This window comes from Pseudomonas sp. B23(2017) (assembly GCF_002113725.1).
GTDB lineage: Bacteria > Pseudomonadota > Gammaproteobacteria > Pseudomonadales > Pseudomonadaceae > Aquipseudomonas > Aquipseudomonas putida_Z.
The window spans coordinates 45,092-61,627 of record NZ_NEJM01000011.1 but is presented as its reverse complement, the minus strand read 5'-3'; the positions used below and the strand labels follow the sequence as shown (position 1 = coordinate 61,627).

Sequence of the window (16,536 nt, the reverse complement as noted above, 5' to 3'; positions counted from 1 at the left end):
CGGGCGGGAAAAATGGAAGCGCGCCATTATACTCATGCACGGCGCGCCGCTCAATGCAAAATAAGGGCCTTCGGTCAGCCTTGTGGCAGTTTTACCTGTACCACGGTCACCGGCTGGTCGAGCCAGTCGGCGAAGCTGTCGAGAAAGGCCTGGGTGAACCCGGCCTCGCCCCAGTTGTTGAAGATGAACCCCAGGTTGGAAAAGGCACATGGCTGCAGGTAAATGAAGCCATTGATGTCATCTTCGAAGCCGCACAACGGGCAGGTGAAGTTGTCGCTCACCGCCGGCATCCATTCTTCCAGGCTTTCAAACAGCGGCTCACCCACCTCGCGCCGGCACTCGGGGCAACCGGCCTCTTCGAGGAAACCTTCGGTCGGGGTATAGATGCAGCGCTTGAGCATCACCTCCAGGCCGTTGACCTGCTCGCCGAAGGGCAGTTTCTGCGGGTGCAGGGCCACTTTGCGGGCACCTTCGGCCAGGGCATGGCCCATGCGGTTGCCGGTGCGGCCACAGGTGGTCAACTGTTCCTCGACGACTTTCTCGCGCACCAGCCAGCGCAGGATGGCGCGGGCACGGGCTTCGTGCACCGGGACGGTAGACAGCTTGGGAACGATGATGCTCTGGGTGTTCATGAACGGGACAAGCCTGAAAAAACTGCGGTATTGCCGCAATTCTACCGCCTGCTCAGGCGCTCAGGTAGCGACCGATCAGCGCCAGGCCGCTGGCCAGCACCAGCCAGGTGACCAGGCGCACGAAAGCTTCGCGGGACAGCCGGTGGGTGAGCCTGCGCCCTACCCAGAGGCCGACGAGCATGACCGGCAACAGGCAGGCGGCGAGCAGCAGCAGGTTCTGGTCGGCATAGACGCCTGCGATCAGGAACAGCGTCAGGCGCACCACCGTACTGCAACTGATCAGCGCGCTCTGGGTAGCGCGCACCTGTTCCTTCACCTCCAGCCGCGCGCTCAGGTACAGGGCATAAAGGAAGCCGCCGCTGCCGAACAAGGCACCGAACAGCCCGCCTGCCGTGCCCATCGGCATTGCCCAGAAACCCGACAAACTGGCCGGCCGCACCTTCACCGCCAGCCCGTACAGGGCATAGGCCGTGACGAACAGGCCCATCAGCAGCAGCAACAGGTCGGACTTCAGCTGTAGCAGGAATACCACGCCCAGCGTGCAGCCAATGGCCATGAACGGCAGCAGCCGCAGCAGTTCGCCGCGCACGACATCGCGGCGCGAGGGCAGCAGGTTGCCGAAGGCGGCGACGAAGTCCAGCAGCACCAGCAGCGGGATGATCCGCGACAGCGGCATGAAGTGGATCAGCACTGGGCCGGCCACCAGCGCGGTGCCGAAACCGGCGATGCCGAAGACGATGTAGGCAGCGCCGACACCAAGCAGGATGGGCAGCCAGTCAAGGCCGGAAAACGACAGTTGGGCGAGCATGGCAGCAGCTCCTGGGAAGACAGGCAAAGGTTAGCCAGCCATGAGCCATGCCGACTAATATGCCTTTGTCGCCACACTCATCTCGAAAAGGCATGACATGACGTCGATCCGCCAATTGCGTTACTTCGTGGAAATCGCCGAATGCGGTAGTTTCAGCGCTGCCGCCGAGCGGCTGTACATCGCCCAGTCGGCGCTGAGCCGGCAGATCAAGGAACTGGAGCAGCAACTGGGCACGCCGCTGTTCGAGCGCACCGCGCGCCTGCCGCGCCTGACACTGGCTGGCCAGGCCTTCCTGGAACGGGCGCGGCGCTTGCTGGCCGACCTGGCGCAGGCCGAGAGGGTTACCCGCGATATTGGCGAAGGGTTGCAGGGCAGCCTGCGCCTGAACCACTCCAGCACCGTACCGCTGACCGGCCCGTTGCTGGCTCGCCTGGGCGGCTACTTGCGCGACAACCCAGGGGTTTCGCTGGAAATTGCCCAGCAGTCGTCGGAGGCGCAACTGGAGGATATCGCTGCCGGGCGGTTGGATATCGGCCTGCTGCGCTTGCCGGTGCTGCGCCAGCATGAAGGGGTGGTGCTGCATGAACTGTTCAGCGAACCGCTGCTGCTGGCGGTCGCCGCCGCGCATCCCTTGGCCAGCGCGTCACAGGTGAAACTGGAACAACTGCGGGAGGAGCGCTTCATTTCCATTCCGCACCGGGACCGTGGCGGGCTGAGCTACCTGTCGGCCTCGATGTGCATGGAGGCAGGCTTTTTCCCGCGCGCGGCGCAGGTGCTGTCGCGCAAGACCACCCAGTTGCAGCTGATTCAGGCGGGGTTTGGGGTGGCATTGCTGCCGGCGTGCATGCGCGAGATTGCGCCAGCCTCAGTCAGCTTCGTGGTGCTGGAAGGAGGGTGTGAGAGTTCTGTGGCGATGGCTTGCAGGCGTGATGCAGGTTCGATGGTGCGCCAGTTCGTGACGGCGATGCAGGCCTGAAGGGCCTGCCCCCATAGAACTGCACATAACTCATTGAATTAGCAGGTGCCCTGTGGGAGCGGCTTTAGCCGCGAACACCGGCGCAGCCGGTGCCATGCACCGCGTTGGATTCTTCGCGGCTAAAGCCGCTCCCACAGGGTATGCGGACTGCTTGCACTTTCAGTTATCTACGCGACAGCGCAGCCCAAAGGGCTGGGCCGGCTCCCACAGGGACAGCATGAGGCCCAAGCCAGCGCGATACCTGTGGGAGCCGGCTTGCCGGCGATAGGGCCGGGACAGACAACCGGGGCCGATGTCCTTTATGATGCCCGCCATGATCAGAGACCCTTTCGAACGACTCGGCCTGGACCGCGAGGTCCTTACCGTCAGCCAACTGAACGGCCGCGCCCGCGTGCTGCTGGAAGACGTGTTCCGCAGCGTGTGGGTGGAAGGCGAGATTTCCAACCTCGCCCGCCCGGCGTCCGGCCACATGTACTTCACCCTCAAGGACAGCGGCGCACAGGTGCGCTGCGCGCTGTTCCGGCAGAACGCCACGCGGGTGCGCCAGGCCCTGCGCGACGGCCTGGCGGTGCGGGTACGCGGCAAGGTTTCGCTGTTCGAAGGGCGTGGCGACTATCAGCTGATTCTCGACACCGTCGAGCCGGCCGGTGATGGCGCCTTGCGCCTGGCCTTCGAAGCACTGAAGGAAAAGCTCGGTGCCGAGGGGCTGTTCAGCGCCGAACGCAAGCAGCCGCTGCCAGCCCACCCGCAGCGCATCGGCATCATTACCTCGCCCACAGGAGCAGTGATCCGCGACATCATCAGTGTGTTCGGTCGCCGCGCCCCGCAGGTGGAGCTGAACCTGATCCCCACCGCAGTACAGGGCCGCGAAGCCATTGCACAGATCGTGCGCGCCATCCGCCTGGCCGATAGCCTGGGGTTCGATGCGCTGATCCTGGCCCGGGGCGGCGGCTCGCTGGAAGACCTGTGGTGCTTCAACGAAGAAGCCGTGGCGCGGGCCGTGGCCGCCTGTGTCACGCCGATTGTCAGCGCCGTGGGCCATGAGACCGATGTCTCGATCAGCGACTTCGTCGCCGACGTGCGCGCGCCCACACCCTCTGCTGCCGCAGAGCTGCTGGCCCCCGACAACAGTGGCCTGCAGCAACGCCTGGATGGCCTGCAACGGCGCCTGCTGCTGCGCATGCAGAACCGCCTGACCCACGACCGCCTGCGCCTGGAGTCGCTGACCCGGCGCCTGCGCCACCCGGGCGAGCGCCTGCGCCAGCAGGCCCAACGCCTGGACGACCTGGACATGCGCCTGCGCCGCGCGTTCATGCTCAACCTCAACCAGCGCCACGAGCGCCTGGCACGCCTGGACACCCGCCTCTCCGCGCAGCACCCGGGGCGCACCCTGAAACTGCTGGGCCAACGCCTGGACAGCCTGGCCGAGCGCCTGCCACGGGCCATGCGCGAGGTGCTCAAGGACCGCCGCCAGCGCTTCCAGGCCCAGTTGCAGACGCTGCAGGTGGTCAGCCCGCTGGCCACCCTCGCCCGCGGCTACAGCATCCTGCTGGACGAACAGGGCCAGGCCATCCGCAGCGCCGAACAGACCCGCAATGGCCAGCGCCTGACCGCCCGCCTGAACGAAGGCGAGCTGTTGGTGCGGGTCGAAGACAACCACCTGACCCCGGTCACCCTCTCACTTCTGGACTGACACATGCCCCGCCTGCTCGCGCCCCTGCTTGCCCTTTCCCTCCTGCTGCTGGCCGGCGGCGCCCAGGCCAGCTACATCACCCGCACGCTGAACAAGCCGGTACCCGGCGGCGTGGCGGTGGTCGACCTCGGCCCCGCCGCCAGCGCGCCCAGCGCCCGCTTCGACGGCAAGCCGGTGCTGGTGGTGAAAGAGCAGGACAACTGGCTGGCCATCGTCGGCATCCCGCTGACCCAGAAGCCCGGCACCGCGGTGCTGAGCCAGGACGGCCGTACCCTGCCCTTCACGGTCGGTAGCAAGAAATACCCCGAGCAGCGCATCACCCTGAAGAACACACGCCAGGTCAACCCGAACCCGGCCGACCTCAAGCGCATCGATCGTGAGCTGGCCGAGCAGATCAAGGCCTATCGCAGCTTCAGCCCGACCCTGCCGAGCAACCTGATCCTCGACAAGCCGGTCAGTGGCCCGCTGTCGAGCAAGTTCGGCGTGCGCCGTTTCTTCAATGGCGAAGAACGCAACCCGCATGCCGGGCTGGACTTCGCGGTGCCGGCCGGCACGCCGATCAAGACCCCGGCCAATGGCAAGGTGATCCTGGTGGGCGATTACTTCTTCAATGGCCGTACAGTGTTCGTCGACCACGGGCAGGGCTTTATCAGCATGTTCTGCCATATGTCGAAGATCGATGTGCAGGTGGGGCAGCAATTGCGCCGGGGCGAGGTGGTGGGGCGTGTGGGCTCGACCGGGCGGGCTACCGGGCCGCACATGCACTGGAACGTCAGCCTGAACGATGCGCGGGTGGATCCGGCGATTTTCATTGGTGCGTTCCAGCCCTGAGAGCGGTACTGCCTGTGCCGGCCTTTTCGCGGGTAAACCCGCTCCCACAGGGATGGCGCTGCACCTGTGGGAGCGGGTTCACCCGCGAAAGGGCCAGCACAGTCGACATCAGTTCAACTGTGTTGCGCCATCGAAAAATACTGCGCAACAATCAATAAGCCAGACTTTCTTTCATGCCATAAAATCTCGCCTTTCAGCTTTTTTTAAGCATTCCTCTCAATTTTTCCTGAATGCTTGCCATCCCCCACCCCACTGGTTAGGGTTGAAGGCATGAAAACCTTCAGCACCCTCATCCTGCTCCGACAACATCGCAGCCTCTGCCTGGTCAGCGCCCGACTACCAGGCTGAATCGCGTCGCCTCGCCTTTCATCTCGTTATCGCTCGGCAGGCCCGATCTCGGCCGCACACAAAAGGATTGCTACCATGACCATGCTCAAAGACCCTTCGAAGAAATACCGCGCTTTCCCGACCATCGACCTGCCTGACCGTACCTGGCCGTCGAAGACCATCACCGCCGCGCCAATCTGGTGCAGCTCCGACCTGCGTGATGGCAACCAGTCGCTGATCGAGCCAATGGATTCGGAGAAGAAACTGCGCTTCTGGAAGACCCTGGTGCAGGTTGGCGTGAAGGAAATCGAAGCCTCGTTCCCGTCCGCTTCGCAGACCGATTTCGATTTCGTGCGCACGCTGATCGAAGACGGCCACATCCCGGACGACACCACCATCCAGGTGCTCACCCAGGCCCGTGAAGACCTCATCGCCCGCACCTTCGAGTCGCTGCGCGGGGCGAAGAAGGCCATCGTCCACCTGTACAACGCCACCAGCCCGTCGTTCCGCCGCATCGTCTTCAACCAGGACAAGCAAGGCGTGAAGGACATCGCGGTGAACGCGGCCAAGCTGTTCGTCAAGTACGCCGCCCAGCAGCCGGAAACCCAGTGGACCTTCCAGTACTCGCCGGAAACCTTCAGCGCCACCGAGATGGAGTTCGCCAAGGAAGTCTGCGACGCGGTCATCGAGGTGTGGAACCCTACCCCCGAGCACAAGATCATCCTCAACCTGCCGGCCACCGTGGAAGTGTCCACCCCGAACATCTACGCCGACCAGATCGAATGGTTCTGCCGTAATGTCAGCCGTCGCGACAGCGTAATCATCAGCCTGCACTGCCACAACGACCGTGGCACCGGCATTGCCGCCACCGAACTGGGCCTGATGGCCGGTGCCGATCGCGCCGAAGGCTGCCTGTTCGGCAACGGCGAGCGTACCGGTAATGTCGACCTGGTGACCCTGGCGTTGAACCTCTACACCCAGGGCATCGACCCGCTGCTGGACTTCTCCGACATCGACGGCGTGCGCAAGGTGGTCGAAGAGTGCAACCAGCTGCCGGTGCACCCACGCCACCCGTACGTGGGCGACCTGGTCCACACCGCGTTCTCCGGCTCGCACCAGGATGCCATCCGCAAGGGCTTCGCCAAGCAGCAGGAAGGCGAGCTGTGGGAAGTGCCTTACTTGCCGATCGACCCGGCCGACATCGGCCGCAGCTACGAGGCGGTAATCCGCGTCAACAGCCAGTCGGGCAAAGGCGGCATCACCTACCTGCTCGAGCAGGAATACGGCATCAGCCTGCCGCGCCGCATGCAGATCGAGTTCAGCCAGGTAGTACAGGGTGAAACCGACCGCCTGGGCCTGGAAATGACTGCCCAGCAGATCTACAGCCTGCTGCACAAGGAATACCTCCAGGCCAACGCCCCGTACGCGCTGGTCAGCCACCGTCTGCAGGAAGAGAACGGCCACAGCGCCGTGGAAGTGGAGGTCGCCGGTGAAGGCGAAACCACCCTGCACTGGCGCGGCAAGGGCAACGGCGCGCTGGAAGCACTGGTGGCCGGCCTGCCGATTGCCGTGGAGATCATGGACTACAACGAGCATGCCATTGGTGCCGGTACCAACGCCAAGGCCGCGGCCTATATCGAACTGCGCGTGGCCGGTGGCCGCCCGGTGCATGGGGTGGGTATCGATGAAAACATCACCACGGCCAGCTTCAAGGCACTGTTCAGCGCGCTGAACCGCTCGCTGAGCCTGCAGGAAGCCAAGGCGGCCTGAGCCGTACCGCAATGAATGAGAAAGCCCGCATCGTTGGATGCGGGCTTTTTTTTGGCCTGTGCCGGCCTCTTCGCGGGTGAACCCGCTCCCACAGGGATCGCGCTGCACTCAGCATCTGTACAGTACCTGTGGGAGCGGGCGAGCCCGCGAAAGGGCCCGCACAGGCAATGCAAAAACTGCAGGCAAAAAAAGGGGCGCCGACCAAGCGCCCCACAAGCCGTAAAGCACACAACAAATTCAGTTGGCGTCCAGCAGCGCCATCGCTTCCGCACTGCACGCTTCGATCCGCGCCCAGTCGCCGTTCTTGATCCAGCTGCTGTCGAGCATCCAGGTACCACCCACGCACATCACATTGGGCAGCGCCATGTAATTGCGCACGTTGGCCGGGTTCACACCGCCCGTAGGGCAGAAACGAATATCGCCGAACGGGCCGCCAAAGGCCTTGATCGCCGCCACGCCGCCGCTGATCTCCGCCGGGAACAGCTTGAAACGGCGGTAGCCCAGGGCGTAGCCCATCATGATTTCGGACGGTGTGCTGATGCCTGGCAGCAGCGGGATCTCGCTGTCCACACCGGCTTCGAGAATGTCCTGGGTAATGCCTGGGGTAACGACGAATTGCGCACCCGCAGCTTCAACGGCGGCGAACATGCCGCGATCGAGCACGGTGCCGGCGCCGACACAAAGCTCCGGGCGCTGCTCGCGCAACACCTGGATGGCCTTCAGGCCATATTGCGAGCGCAAGGTCACTTCCAGGGTACGGATACCACCGGCGGCCAGGGCGTCAGCCAGCGGCAGGATGTCTTCCTCACGGGCGATGGTGATCACCGGCAGGATGCGCGCCTTTTCGCAAATGGCGTCGATCCGTGCGGCTTTGTCGGCCATCGAGAGCTTGGACTGTGGGCGTTCGAGGGTGGTCATGACTGTGGATCCTTGGCTCATGGGCACCAGTAGATGTCCAGGGGGGCGTGAAGAAAAGCGCGAATCGGCATTTCGGTAAGGTCGTTGCCAGCCAGCGCGGCGCGCAGGGTAGCGAGTTTGCCCTGCCCTTGTACGGACAGCGCGGTAAAGGCGGAGCTGGCCAGCAGCGAGCGGGTCATCGACAGGCGCTGGTGCGGCACGCTCGGTGCCAGCAAGGGCAGGCAGCGGCGTGGGTTGGCCAGGTCGAGGCCTGCCTCCAGGTTGGGGCTGGCAGGGAACAGCGAAGCGGTATGGCCATCATCCCCCATGCCCAGCACCAGTACGTCGATCGGCGGCAGCTCGGCCAGGGCCTGATCGGCCTTGCCCGCGGCGGCATCAAGGTTCTCCGCCTGCTGGTAAAGGCCAACGAAGCGGGCCTTGGCCGCCGCGCCCTTGAACAGGTGGCGGGCCAGCAGGCCGGCGTTGCTGTCGGCGTGCTCCACCGGCACCCAGCGCTCATCGGCCAGGCTGACGGTGACCTTGGCCCAGTCGAGGTTCTCGCTGGCCAGCTGCTCGAGGAACGGCACCGGACTGCGGCCACCGGACAGCACCACGCAGGCCTGGCCCTTGGCGGCAATGGCCGCGCGCAGGCGCTCGGCCACGTCATGGGCCTGGGCTGCGGCCAGAGCCTTGGCATCCGCCAGCTCGTGTACCTTCACAGCCGCTGGCAGTTTCAGTTCAGATATCCCCATACCACGCCCTCCCATCGCGTGTGATCAGTGCAATCGAGCTCATCGGCCCCCAGGAGCCTGCCGCGTATGGCTTGGGCGCATCGCCCGCGTTACGCCAGCCGGCGATCAGCTGGTCGCACCACTTCCAGGCATACTCGATTTCGTCCTTGCGCACGAACAGGTTCTGGTTACCGCGCATCACTTCGAGCAACAGCCGCTCGTAGGCATCCGGAATCCGTGCACTGCGCCAGGTATCGGAGAAATTCAGCTGCAACGGGCCGCTGCGCAGTTGCATGCCTTTGTCCAGGCCCTGCTCCTTGGTCATCACCCGCAAAGAGATGCCTTCGTCCGGTTGCAGGCGGATGATCAGCTTGTTACCGATCTGCAAACGCTGTTCCGGGGCGAAGATGTAGTGCGGCGTTTCCTTGAAGTGGATGACGATCTGCGACAGCTTCTGCGGCATGCGCTTGCCGGTACGCAGGTAGAACGGCACCCCCGACCAGCGCCAGTTGCGGATGTCGGCACGCAGGGCGACAAAGGTTTCGGTGTCGCTCTGGGCGTTGGCGTTGTCTTCTTCCAGGTAACCAGGCACCGGCTTGCCATCGCTGTAGCCGGCGATGTACTGGCCGCGCACCACACGGGTGCTCAGCCCTTCACCGGTGATCGGTGCCAGGGCCTTGAGTACCTTGACCTTCTCGTCACGGATGGCATCGGCCGACAATTCGCTGGGCGGGTCCATGGCGATCAGGCACAGCAGCTGCAGCAGGTGGTTCTGGATCATGTCGCGCAGCTGGCCGGCCTTGTCGAAGTAGCCCCAGCGGCCTTCGATACCGACCTTCTCGGCGACTGTGATCTCCACATGGGAGATGGAATTCTGGTTCCACTGGGTTTCGAACAGGCTGTTGGCGAAACGCAGGGCGATCAGGTTCTGCACCGTTTCCTTGCCCAGGTAGTGGTCGATGCGGTAGACCCGGCTCTCTGGGAAGAACCGCGCCACGGCATCGTTGACCCGGCGCGACGACTCCAGGTCGTGGCCAATGGGCTTCTCCAGCACCACCCGGGTGCGTTCGGCCAGCCCGGCCTTGTCGAGGTTTTCGCAGATGGCCCCGTACACAGCCGCAGCGGTGGCGAAGTAGGCGATCAGCGGCAGCTCGCCCGGCAACTGCTCGGCCAGGGCCTGGTAGCCCTCGGGCTGGAGGAAGTCCAGGTGCTGGTAGCTCAGCCTGGCGAGGAAACGGCCCAGCGCGGCGGGCTCGATATCGGCCTCGGGCACATGCCGGCGCAGGTGCGCTTCGATGCTGTCCAGGTGGCCCTGCGCGCTACCGGCCTCGCGGGCCAGCGCCAGCAGGCGGGTTTCCGGGTGCAACAGGTTGGCCCGGTCGAGCTGGTAGAGCGCAGGAAACAGCTTGCGCAATGCCAGGTCGCCGAGGGCGCCAAACAGGGCAAAGGTGCAAGGTTCGACACTGATCGCAGCCATGATGTTGGTTCTTTCCTAAAGTTGGTCTAGGAATACCGCTTTCACATACGGTTTTCAAGGGATAATGTAGTAAAAACCACAACATTACACACAAGTGTTACAGACAAGTGGTACGTCAACCGCGCCGACAGTACGATAGACGACCGTGCAAAAAGCCTGCTGCTCCCACAGCCGGCTGTCTTCCCGACCCAAGGACACACCCCATGGACCGCGTGCGAAACCTCCTGGAACAGATCCAGGGCCGCCTCGACGAGCTGAACAAGGCCGAACGCAAAGTCGCCGAAGTCATCCTGCTCAACCCGCAACAAGCCACCCGTTTCAGCATCGCTGCGCTGGCCCAGGCGGCCAAGGTCAGCGAACCGACCGTCAACCGCTTCTGCCGCTCGTTCGGCGTCAGCGGCTACCCCGAGCTCAAGCTGCAGCTGGCGCAGAGCCTGGCCAGCGGCGCCGCCTACGTCAGCCGCGCGGTGGAGGCTGACGACGACCCGGCCGCCTACACCCAGAAGATCTTCGCCAGTGCCATCGCCTCGCTCGACAGCGCCTGCCAGCAGCTCGACCCGCAGCAGGTCAGCCGTGCCGTGGACATGATGATCCAGGCCCGGCAGATCCACTTCTTCGGCCTGGGAGCCTCGGCCCCGGTGGCGCTGGACGCCCAGCACAAGTTCTTCCGCTTCAACCTGGCAGTATCGGCCCACGCCGATGTGCTGATGCAGCGCATGCTGGCCTCGGTGGCACACACCGGCGACCTGTTCGTGATCATCTCCTACACCGGGCGCACCCGCGAACTGGTCGAGGTGGCCCGCCTGGCCCGGGAAAACGGCGCCTCGGTGCTGGGCCTGACCGCCGCCGGTTCGCCACTGGCCAATGCCTGCAGCTTGAGCCTGCACATTCCGCTGCCGGAAGACACCGACATCTACATGCCGATGACCTCGCGGATCATCCAGCTGACCGTGCTCGATGTGCTGGCCACCGGCATGACCCTGCGGCGAGGCGTGGACTTCCAGCCGCACCTGCGCAAGATCAAGGAAAGCCTCAACGCCAGCCGCTACCCGATCGAGGACGACGAGCTCAACTGAGCCGGTGTGCCTGCAGGCGCAGGTGGGCACGCTGCCCCGGCGCCAGGCTCAGGCCCTCGCCACTGCCGCTGGCGGCCTCGACACAGACGAAGCGCTGGCATTCACGCCCGGTCACGCCCATCAGCGGGCGGTTGCCGGGGTGCCAGACCACCGTGTCGTCGCTGTCACCGGTATCGATGCACAGCTCGCGCTGCCAGGCCGGGTCCTGCAATTGCACCCGCGGCGTGCCGGGGTAGACCTTCTGGCAGCCGCCCTTGAGCTTCAGCGCGCCATCTTCACGGCAGGCCTGGCGGTTCAGGCGGTCGTAGCCTTCTATATCCTCCAGCCCGGACAGCGCTATCTCGGACACGTCACTGATGCGCCAGTAGGCCAGCAGGGCATGGCTCAGCTGGCAGGGTTCGCTGTCCTGGTGCTCGGTGCTCAGGCTGAGCTCCATGCGGCTACCCAGACGGGCATGCAGGTCGACCTGCCAGTCGCACAGGTCCAGCCGCCATTTCAAGGTTACCCCCTCCTCGTCCTCACGGCTGTCCACCAGCTTCCAGTCGAGCAGGCGCGCCCAGCCATGGGCCGGCCACAAGTCCTCGCTGGGGTGGCGGCCATACCATGGCCAGCACACCGGCACACCACCGCGGATCGCCCCCACCTGCGGCCACTGCTCGGCGCACCACAGCCAGGGCCGTTCACCCGCTGGTTGAAAATGCAGCAGTTGCGCTCCCTGGCGGCTGAACACCGCCTGGCAACGGGGATGGTCGATGATCAGCACATCGCGCTGCTGGTAACGCTCCCACTCGAATGTCGGCCGGGGCCGCTGCGAGGTAAAGAAGCGATGGAGCGGATGTTCGGGCATGGTTCGAGCTCTTGTTGTTTGAGATAGCGCTGTCTCGGCCTAACCCCGACAACCACTGAAGGCCAGTGGCTGCCGGGTACCGAAGTGGATTGGCGTAAATTTACAACAATTGCTCTCAGAATGACGACTGAATCTTCAAACCCGCGACCAGCGCGTTGTCCACCTCATCCACCCCGCCGGGGCTCTTGATGTACTGCAGGTTGGGCCGCACGGTCAGCCAGTTGGTGACGTGGAAGCCGTAGTAGAGCTCGGCGTTGTACTCGGTACGCTGCAGCGGCACGAAGCCTGGGTTGTCGTAATCGCTGATGCCGCTCTGGGCGTTGAGCAGTTCGGCGCGCTTCTTCACGTCGTCGTTCACATGAATGCGCGCCACGCCGAAGCCGATATCGTCCTTGGGCCGGGCGTCGAATGCGCCTTTGTAGACCAACCCCAGCTGCTGGTAGTTGTCGACCACGTTGGTGGCCTGGTCGTGCACAGTGAAGTTGGCGAACAGGCTCAGGCCACGGTTGACGTCGCCACCATGGGCGGTGACCTGCTGCTGCGCCACCACCCACCAGCCATGCTTGCTGGAGTGCGACTTGAAGGCTTCGCCCGTCAGCGCCTGCGGGTTGCCGTTGACGTCATCGAACACATCGTCGGCCTTGGCCGTGCTGTAGTAGTAACCCAGGCGGTACTCGCCCGGCAGGCCATTGACCTTGGGTGACCACACCGCTTCCACCGGCAGGATCGCGCCCTTGGTACCGCTGCCGCTGAGCTTGAAGCCGTTGCCGGTTTCCAGGTTGGAAGGGTTCTGCTCGAAGGCGCCGACCTGGACGAAGAATTCCGGGGTGATGTTGTATTTCACCCGCAGCGCCCACTGGCTGACCGGCCAGTTGTACCAGATGCCGCCGACCCAGTTGCCCACCTGCGAGCCGCAGAAGGCCAGGTTCTGGAAATCGCAGGGGAAGCTGTTGAAGTCCTCGCCCTCGCCGAAGCGGCCAAATTTGACGTCCAGTGCGCCGTCGAAGTACTTCTGCTTGACCCACATCTGGGTCAGCCGCCAGGTCTGGCCGCGGCCCCACACTTCCTGCACCGAGCTGAACTGCCCGGCGCGCGGATCGCTGATGCGGTCGTTGGACAGGTTGCGGCCGCTGCGCTCGGTGATCGCCAGTTTGAACTCGGCGTCATGCCAGCCGAAGATTTTCTGCAGGTCCAGGTGCGCGCCCAGGGCGAACTGGTCGCTATAGCGCGCGGTCTTGTCGTCGTTGTAACCACCGTGCAGGTTGCCGGCAGCCTCACCGACATAATCGAGAGTGAAGTCATAGCCCTTTTCCAGCAGCTCGGTGCGGGTGCCGCCCCAGTCGCCGGTCATCCACTTCGATTCGCTGGAAAAAGCCTCGGCAGCCTGCGCGCCGCTGCCAGCGGCCATCGCCAGCGGTGCGAGCAAGGCGAGCGAACCTAATGTCCTGATGCGTTTGCGCTGTTCCATCCCTTTGCGTCCTCTTTTTTCTTATTGATGGTGTAGACGAGTTATCGGCCTTTGAAGTGCGCCACATTGTCTTTCATGGTTGCGGCAGTAGTGGCCAGGTGCAGGCGCTCGCCGCTGGCGACGTCGAACAGCAGCACCCGGGCCGGGTCGAATTGCAGGTTCAGGCTGTCGCCGACCCGGCACGGCACATCCGGCGCCAGGCGGCAGCAGACCTTGGTCTGGTTGAGGGTGACGAACACCAGCAGGTCTGGCCCGGTGGGCTCGGTCACCTGCACCTCGGCGCGAATGCCGGGCAGGCCATTGCCCTCGGCTGCACCCAGGGCAATCTGCTCGGGGCGGATGCCCAAGATAATCTCGCGGCCCTCCAGCTCGTCTGCAGCCACTCCCAGAGGCAGTTCGCAACGCGCCTGGCCGCTGTCGAGCACGGCCAGCAGGCGCCCGTCCTGTTGCGTGAGGCGCACCGGGATGAAGTTCATCGGCGGCGAACCGATGAAGCTGGCGACGAACTGGTTGGCCGGATCGTTGTAGATCTGCTGCGGGGTGCCGAACTGCTGGATGATGCCGTCCTTCATCACCGCCACCTTGTCGCCCAGGGTCATGGCCTCGATCTGGTCATGGGTGACGTACACAGTGGTGGTCTTCAGGCGCTGGTGCATCAGTTTCATTTCGGTACGCATTTCGACGCGCAGCTTGGCATCGAGATTGGACAGCGGTTCATCGAACAGGTAGATCTTCGGCCGCCGCGCCAGCGCCCGGCCCATGGCCACGCGCTGCTGCTGGCCACCGGACAGCTGCGCCGGCTTGCGCGCCAGCAGGTGCTCGATCTGCAACAGCTTGGCCACCCGCGCCACTTCCTCGTCGATGGCGGCCTGGGGCAGCTTGCGGATCTTCAAGCCGAACTCGATGTTCTCGCGCACGCTCATGGTCGGGTACAGCGCGTAGGACTGGAACACCATGGCGATGTCGCGATCCTTGGGGCTCATGCCGCTGACGTCCTGCTGGTCGATGAGTATCGCGCCGCCGGTGATCTGCTCCAGCCCGGCGATGCAGTTCATCAAGGTCGACTTGCCACAACCCGACGGGCCGACCAGGATCAGGAATTCGCCATCCTTGATCGACAGCTGGATGTCCTTGAGGGTGTCCGGCAAGCCGCTGCCGTAGGTCTTGTTCACATTGCGAAGTTCGAGCGTTGCCATGACTTACCCCTTTACCGCGCCAGCAGTCAGCCCGCGGACGAAATATTTGCCTGCCACCACGTAGACCAGCAGGGTTGGCAGGCCGGCGATCATCGCCGCCGCCATGTCGACGTTGTATTCCTTGGCCCCGGTGCTGGTGTTGACCAGGTTGTTCAGGGCCACGGTAATCGGTTGCGAATCGCCGCTGGAGAACACCACGCCGAACAGGAAGTCGTTCCAGATCTGGGTGAACTGCCAGATCAGGCAGACCATGATGATCGGCGTGGACATCGGCAGGATGATGCGGCGGAAGATGGTGAAGAACCCGGCACCGTCCAGGCGCGCGGCCTTGACCAGCGCATCGGGGATGCTCACGTAGAAGTTGCGGAAGAACAGCGTGGTGAAGGCCAGGCCGTAGACCACGTGCACCAGCACCAGGCCGGTGGTGGTGCTGGCCAGGCCGAGCTTGCCGAGGGTGAACGAGGCCGGCAGCAGTACGGTCTGGAACGGCAGGAAGCAGCCGAACAGCAGCAGGCCGAAGAACAGCTGCGAACCACGGAAGCGCCACATCGACAGCACATAGCCGTTCAGCGCGCCGATGGCGGTGGAGATCAGCACCGCTGGCACGGTGATCATGATCGAGTTCCAGAAGTAACCGCTGACCGTGCTCCAGGCCTTGACCCAGCCGATGCCGGTAATTGCCACCGGCCAGCTCAGCAGGTTGCCGGTGCTGATGTCGTCCGGGGTCTTGAAGCTGGTCAGCAGCATCACCACCAGCGGCACCAGGTACAGCAGCACCGCCAGCAACAGCACCGCGTGGATGGCGATGCGGCTCGGGCTAAGCACCGCTTTGTCGAGAGGGCTATGCATGGCGTTTGCTCCGCAGCTCCGAGTACAGGTAAGGCACGAGGATCGCCAGGATCGCCCCGAGCATCAGGATGGCGCTGGCCGAGCCCATGCCCATCTGGCCGCGGCTGAAGGTGAACGAGTACATGAACATCGCCGGCAGGTCGGACGAGTAGCCTGGGCCGCCGGCAGTCATGGCCGCCACCAGGTCGAAGCTCTTGATGGCAATGTGCGCGAGGATCATCAGCGAGCTGAAGAACACCGGGCGCAGGCTGGGCAGTACCACGCGCCAGTAGATGCGCGGCAGGCTGGCGCCGTCGATCTGCGCGGCACGGATGATCGAGGGGTCGACGCCACGCAGGCCGGCGAGGAACATTGCCATGATGAAGCCCGAGGCCTGCCACACGGCGGCGATCACCAGGCAGTACACCACCCGGTCGGGATCGATCAGCCAGTCCAGGCGAAAGCCCTCCCAACCCCAGTCACGCAGCAGCTTGTCCAGGCCCATGCCCGGGTTGAGCAGCCACTTCCAGGCGGTGCCGGTGACGATCATCGACAGCGCCATGGGGTACAGGTAGATGGTGCGGATGAAACCTTCGCGACGGATGCGCTGGTCCAGCAGGACCGCCAGCACTACGCCGATGACCAGGCTGATGGCGATGAACAGGCCGCCGAACAGCAGCAGGTTCTTGCTTGCCACCCACCAGCGGTCGTTGTCGAACAGCCGGGCGTACTGCGCCAGGCCGGCCCATTTGTAGGTCGGCAGGAAGGTCGAGGTGGTGAAGGACAGGACGAAGGTCCAGAGGATGTAGCCGTAGAAGCCCACCAGGACGATGAACATGCTCGGCGCCAGCACCAGCTTTGGCAGCCAGCGCTGTAGCGCGTCCAGGGGTGAGGCCCGCAGTTGGGCGGTTGCTGTGGTCATGGTTCACCTCAAAGGCACAACGGCCCGCTTTTGTGGGAGCGGCCTTGTGTCGCGAAA

The 16,536-nt window shown here is 64.2% G+C and carries 15 protein-coding genes; 5 read left to right on the top strand and 10 right to left on the bottom strand.

Going from position 1 to position 16,536, the window contains the following annotated elements; translation table 11 throughout:
* Nucleotides 1-74: 74 nt before the first annotated feature.
* Both CAG46_RS17890 and CAG46_RS17885 read right to left on the bottom strand, forming a co-directional pair.
* The gene (locus tag CAG46_RS17890) at nucleotides 75-632 is read right to left on the bottom strand and encodes a sugar ABC transporter ATPase (RefSeq protein WP_075043909.1); all 558 of its coding nucleotides are present in this window, start codon (nucleotides 630-632) and stop codon (nucleotides 75-77) included.
* 52 nt (nucleotides 633-684) lie between these two features.
* Nucleotides 685-1,440, bottom strand: a complete 756-nt coding sequence (locus CAG46_RS17885) for a sulfite exporter TauE/SafE family protein (RefSeq protein ID WP_025337879.1) — start codon at nucleotides 1,438-1,440, stop codon at nucleotides 685-687.
* Between the two features lie 97 nt (nucleotides 1,441-1,537).
* Here CAG46_RS17885 and CAG46_RS17880 point away from each other — a divergent pair, with 97 nt between their 5' ends.
* From CAG46_RS17880 to leuA, 4 genes are all read left to right on the top strand, one after another.
* A complete protein-coding gene (locus CAG46_RS17880; protein ID WP_085616740.1) occupies nucleotides 1,538-2,416 on the top strand; it encodes a LysR family transcriptional regulator in 879 nt (292 codons plus the stop codon).
* A gap of 313 nt (nucleotides 2,417-2,729) precedes the next feature.
* Nucleotides 2,730-4,109, top strand: coding sequence for an exodeoxyribonuclease VII large subunit (gene xseA, locus CAG46_RS17875; protein WP_038407944.1), 1,380 nt, complete (start codon nucleotides 2,730-2,732; stop codon nucleotides 4,107-4,109).
* A gap of 3 nt (nucleotides 4,110-4,112) precedes the next feature.
* Nucleotides 4,113-4,940, top strand: coding sequence for a M23 family metallopeptidase (locus tag CAG46_RS17870; RefSeq protein ID WP_085616742.1), 828 nt, complete (start codon nucleotides 4,113-4,115; stop codon nucleotides 4,938-4,940).
* Between the two features lie 423 nt (nucleotides 4,941-5,363).
* On the top strand, nucleotides 5,364-7,037 hold the full coding sequence (leuA, locus tag CAG46_RS17865; RefSeq protein ID WP_075043907.1) for a 2-isopropylmalate synthase: 1,674 nt from the start codon (nucleotides 5,364-5,366) through the stop codon (nucleotides 7,035-7,037).
* 237 nt (nucleotides 7,038-7,274) lie between these two features.
* Here the strand turns inward: leuA and CAG46_RS17855 are convergent, their stop codons facing one another.
* The 3 genes from CAG46_RS17855 to zwf are packed head-to-tail and all read right to left on the bottom strand — an operon-like array spanning nucleotide 7,275 to nucleotide 10,142.
* Nucleotides 7,275-7,955, bottom strand: a complete 681-nt coding sequence (locus CAG46_RS17855; protein ID WP_084785051.1) for a bifunctional 4-hydroxy-2-oxoglutarate aldolase/2-dehydro-3-deoxy-phosphogluconate aldolase — start codon at nucleotides 7,953-7,955, stop codon at nucleotides 7,275-7,277.
* A gap of 17 nt (nucleotides 7,956-7,972) precedes the next feature.
* The gene (gene pgl / locus CAG46_RS17850) at nucleotides 7,973-8,686 is read right to left on the bottom strand and encodes a 6-phosphogluconolactonase (RefSeq protein ID WP_084785050.1); all 714 of its coding nucleotides are present in this window, start codon (nucleotides 8,684-8,686) and stop codon (nucleotides 7,973-7,975) included.
* Entirely contained in the window at nucleotides 8,673-10,142 is a 1,470-nt protein-coding gene (zwf, locus tag CAG46_RS17845) for a glucose-6-phosphate dehydrogenase (RefSeq protein ID WP_085616745.1), read from the bottom strand. The genes pgl and zwf overlap by 14 nt, the downstream gene beginning before the upstream one ends.
* Before the next feature lie 212 nt (nucleotides 10,143-10,354).
* On the opposite strand from zwf, the gene hexR reads away from it, so the two are divergent.
* Nucleotides 10,355-11,218 (top strand): DNA-binding transcriptional regulator HexR, encoded by an 864-nt coding sequence (gene hexR, locus CAG46_RS17840; protein ID WP_169774905.1) that lies wholly within the window; start codon nucleotides 10,355-10,357, stop codon nucleotides 11,216-11,218.
* On the opposite strand, the gene CAG46_RS17835 is transcribed toward hexR, so the two are convergent.
* The 5 genes from CAG46_RS17835 to CAG46_RS17815 all read right to left on the bottom strand — a co-directional run bounded on the left by CAG46_RS17835 (nucleotide 11,211) and on the right by CAG46_RS17815 (nucleotide 16,479).
* On the bottom strand, nucleotides 11,211-12,065 hold the full coding sequence (locus tag CAG46_RS17835) for a D-hexose-6-phosphate mutarotase (RefSeq protein WP_013971129.1): 855 nt from the start codon (nucleotides 12,063-12,065) through the stop codon (nucleotides 11,211-11,213). The genes hexR and CAG46_RS17835 overlap by 8 nt on opposite strands.
* A 115-nt stretch (nucleotides 12,066-12,180) precedes the next feature.
* Nucleotides 12,181-13,473 (bottom strand): carbohydrate porin, encoded by a 1,293-nt coding sequence (locus CAG46_RS17830; RefSeq protein ID WP_230384892.1) that lies wholly within the window; start codon nucleotides 13,471-13,473, stop codon nucleotides 12,181-12,183.
* A 101-nt stretch (nucleotides 13,474-13,574) separates the two neighbouring features.
* Nucleotides 13,575-14,729, bottom strand: coding sequence for an ABC transporter ATP-binding protein (locus CAG46_RS17825; protein WP_085616749.1), 1,155 nt, complete (start codon nucleotides 14,727-14,729; stop codon nucleotides 13,575-13,577).
* A 3-nt stretch (nucleotides 14,730-14,732) separates the two neighbouring features.
* A complete protein-coding gene (locus CAG46_RS17820; RefSeq protein WP_075043901.1) occupies nucleotides 14,733-15,578 on the bottom strand; it encodes a carbohydrate ABC transporter permease in 846 nt (281 codons plus the stop codon).
* Nucleotides 15,571-16,479 carry a carbohydrate ABC transporter permease gene (locus CAG46_RS17815; protein WP_025337868.1) on the bottom strand — a complete coding sequence of 303 codons (909 nt, stop codon included), beginning with the start codon at nucleotides 16,477-16,479 and terminating at the stop codon, nucleotides 15,571-15,573. The genes CAG46_RS17820 and CAG46_RS17815 overlap by 8 nt, the downstream gene beginning before the upstream one ends.
* Between the last annotated feature and the right edge of the window lie 57 nt (nucleotides 16,480-16,536).

Coding starts and splice junctions, on each gene's coding strand:
- CAG46_RS17890 (WP_075043909.1), bottom strand. CDS start 632: ATGAACACCCAGAGCATCATCGTTCCCAAGCTGTCTACCGTCCCGGTG.
- CAG46_RS17885 (WP_025337879.1), bottom strand. CDS start 1,440: ATGCTCGCCCAACTGTCGTTTTCCGGCCTTGACTGGCTGCCCATCCTG.
- CAG46_RS17880 (WP_085616740.1), top strand. CDS start 1,538: ATGACGTCGATCCGCCAATTGCGTTACTTCGTGGAAATCGCCGAATGC.
- xseA (WP_038407944.1), top strand. CDS start 2,730: ATGATCAGAGACCCTTTCGAACGACTCGGCCTGGACCGCGAGGTCCTT.
- CAG46_RS17870 (WP_085616742.1), top strand. CDS start 4,113: ATGCCCCGCCTGCTCGCGCCCCTGCTTGCCCTTTCCCTCCTGCTGCTG.
- leuA (WP_075043907.1), top strand. CDS start 5,364: ATGACCATGCTCAAAGACCCTTCGAAGAAATACCGCGCTTTCCCGACC.
- CAG46_RS17855 (WP_084785051.1), bottom strand. CDS start 7,955: ATGACCACCCTCGAACGCCCACAGTCCAAGCTCTCGATGGCCGACAAA.
- pgl (WP_084785050.1), bottom strand. CDS start 8,686: ATGGGGATATCTGAACTGAAACTGCCAGCGGCTGTGAAGGTACACGAG.
- zwf (WP_085616745.1), bottom strand. CDS start 10,142: ATGGCTGCGATCAGTGTCGAACCTTGCACCTTTGCCCTGTTTGGCGCC.
- CAG46_RS17835 (WP_013971129.1), bottom strand. CDS start 12,065: ATGCCCGAACATCCGCTCCATCGCTTCTTTACCTCGCAGCGGCCCCGG.
- CAG46_RS17830 (WP_230384892.1), bottom strand. CDS start 13,473: ATGGCCGCTGGCAGCGGCGCGCAGGCTGCCGAGGCTTTTTCCAGCGAA.
- CAG46_RS17825 (WP_085616749.1), bottom strand. CDS start 14,729: ATGGCAACGCTCGAACTTCGCAATGTGAACAAGACCTACGGCAGCGGC.
- CAG46_RS17820 (WP_075043901.1), bottom strand. CDS start 15,578: ATGCATAGCCCTCTCGACAAAGCGGTGCTTAGCCCGAGCCGCATCGCC.
- CAG46_RS17815 (WP_025337868.1), bottom strand. CDS start 16,479: ATGACCACAGCAACCGCCCAACTGCGGGCCTCACCCCTGGACGCGCTA.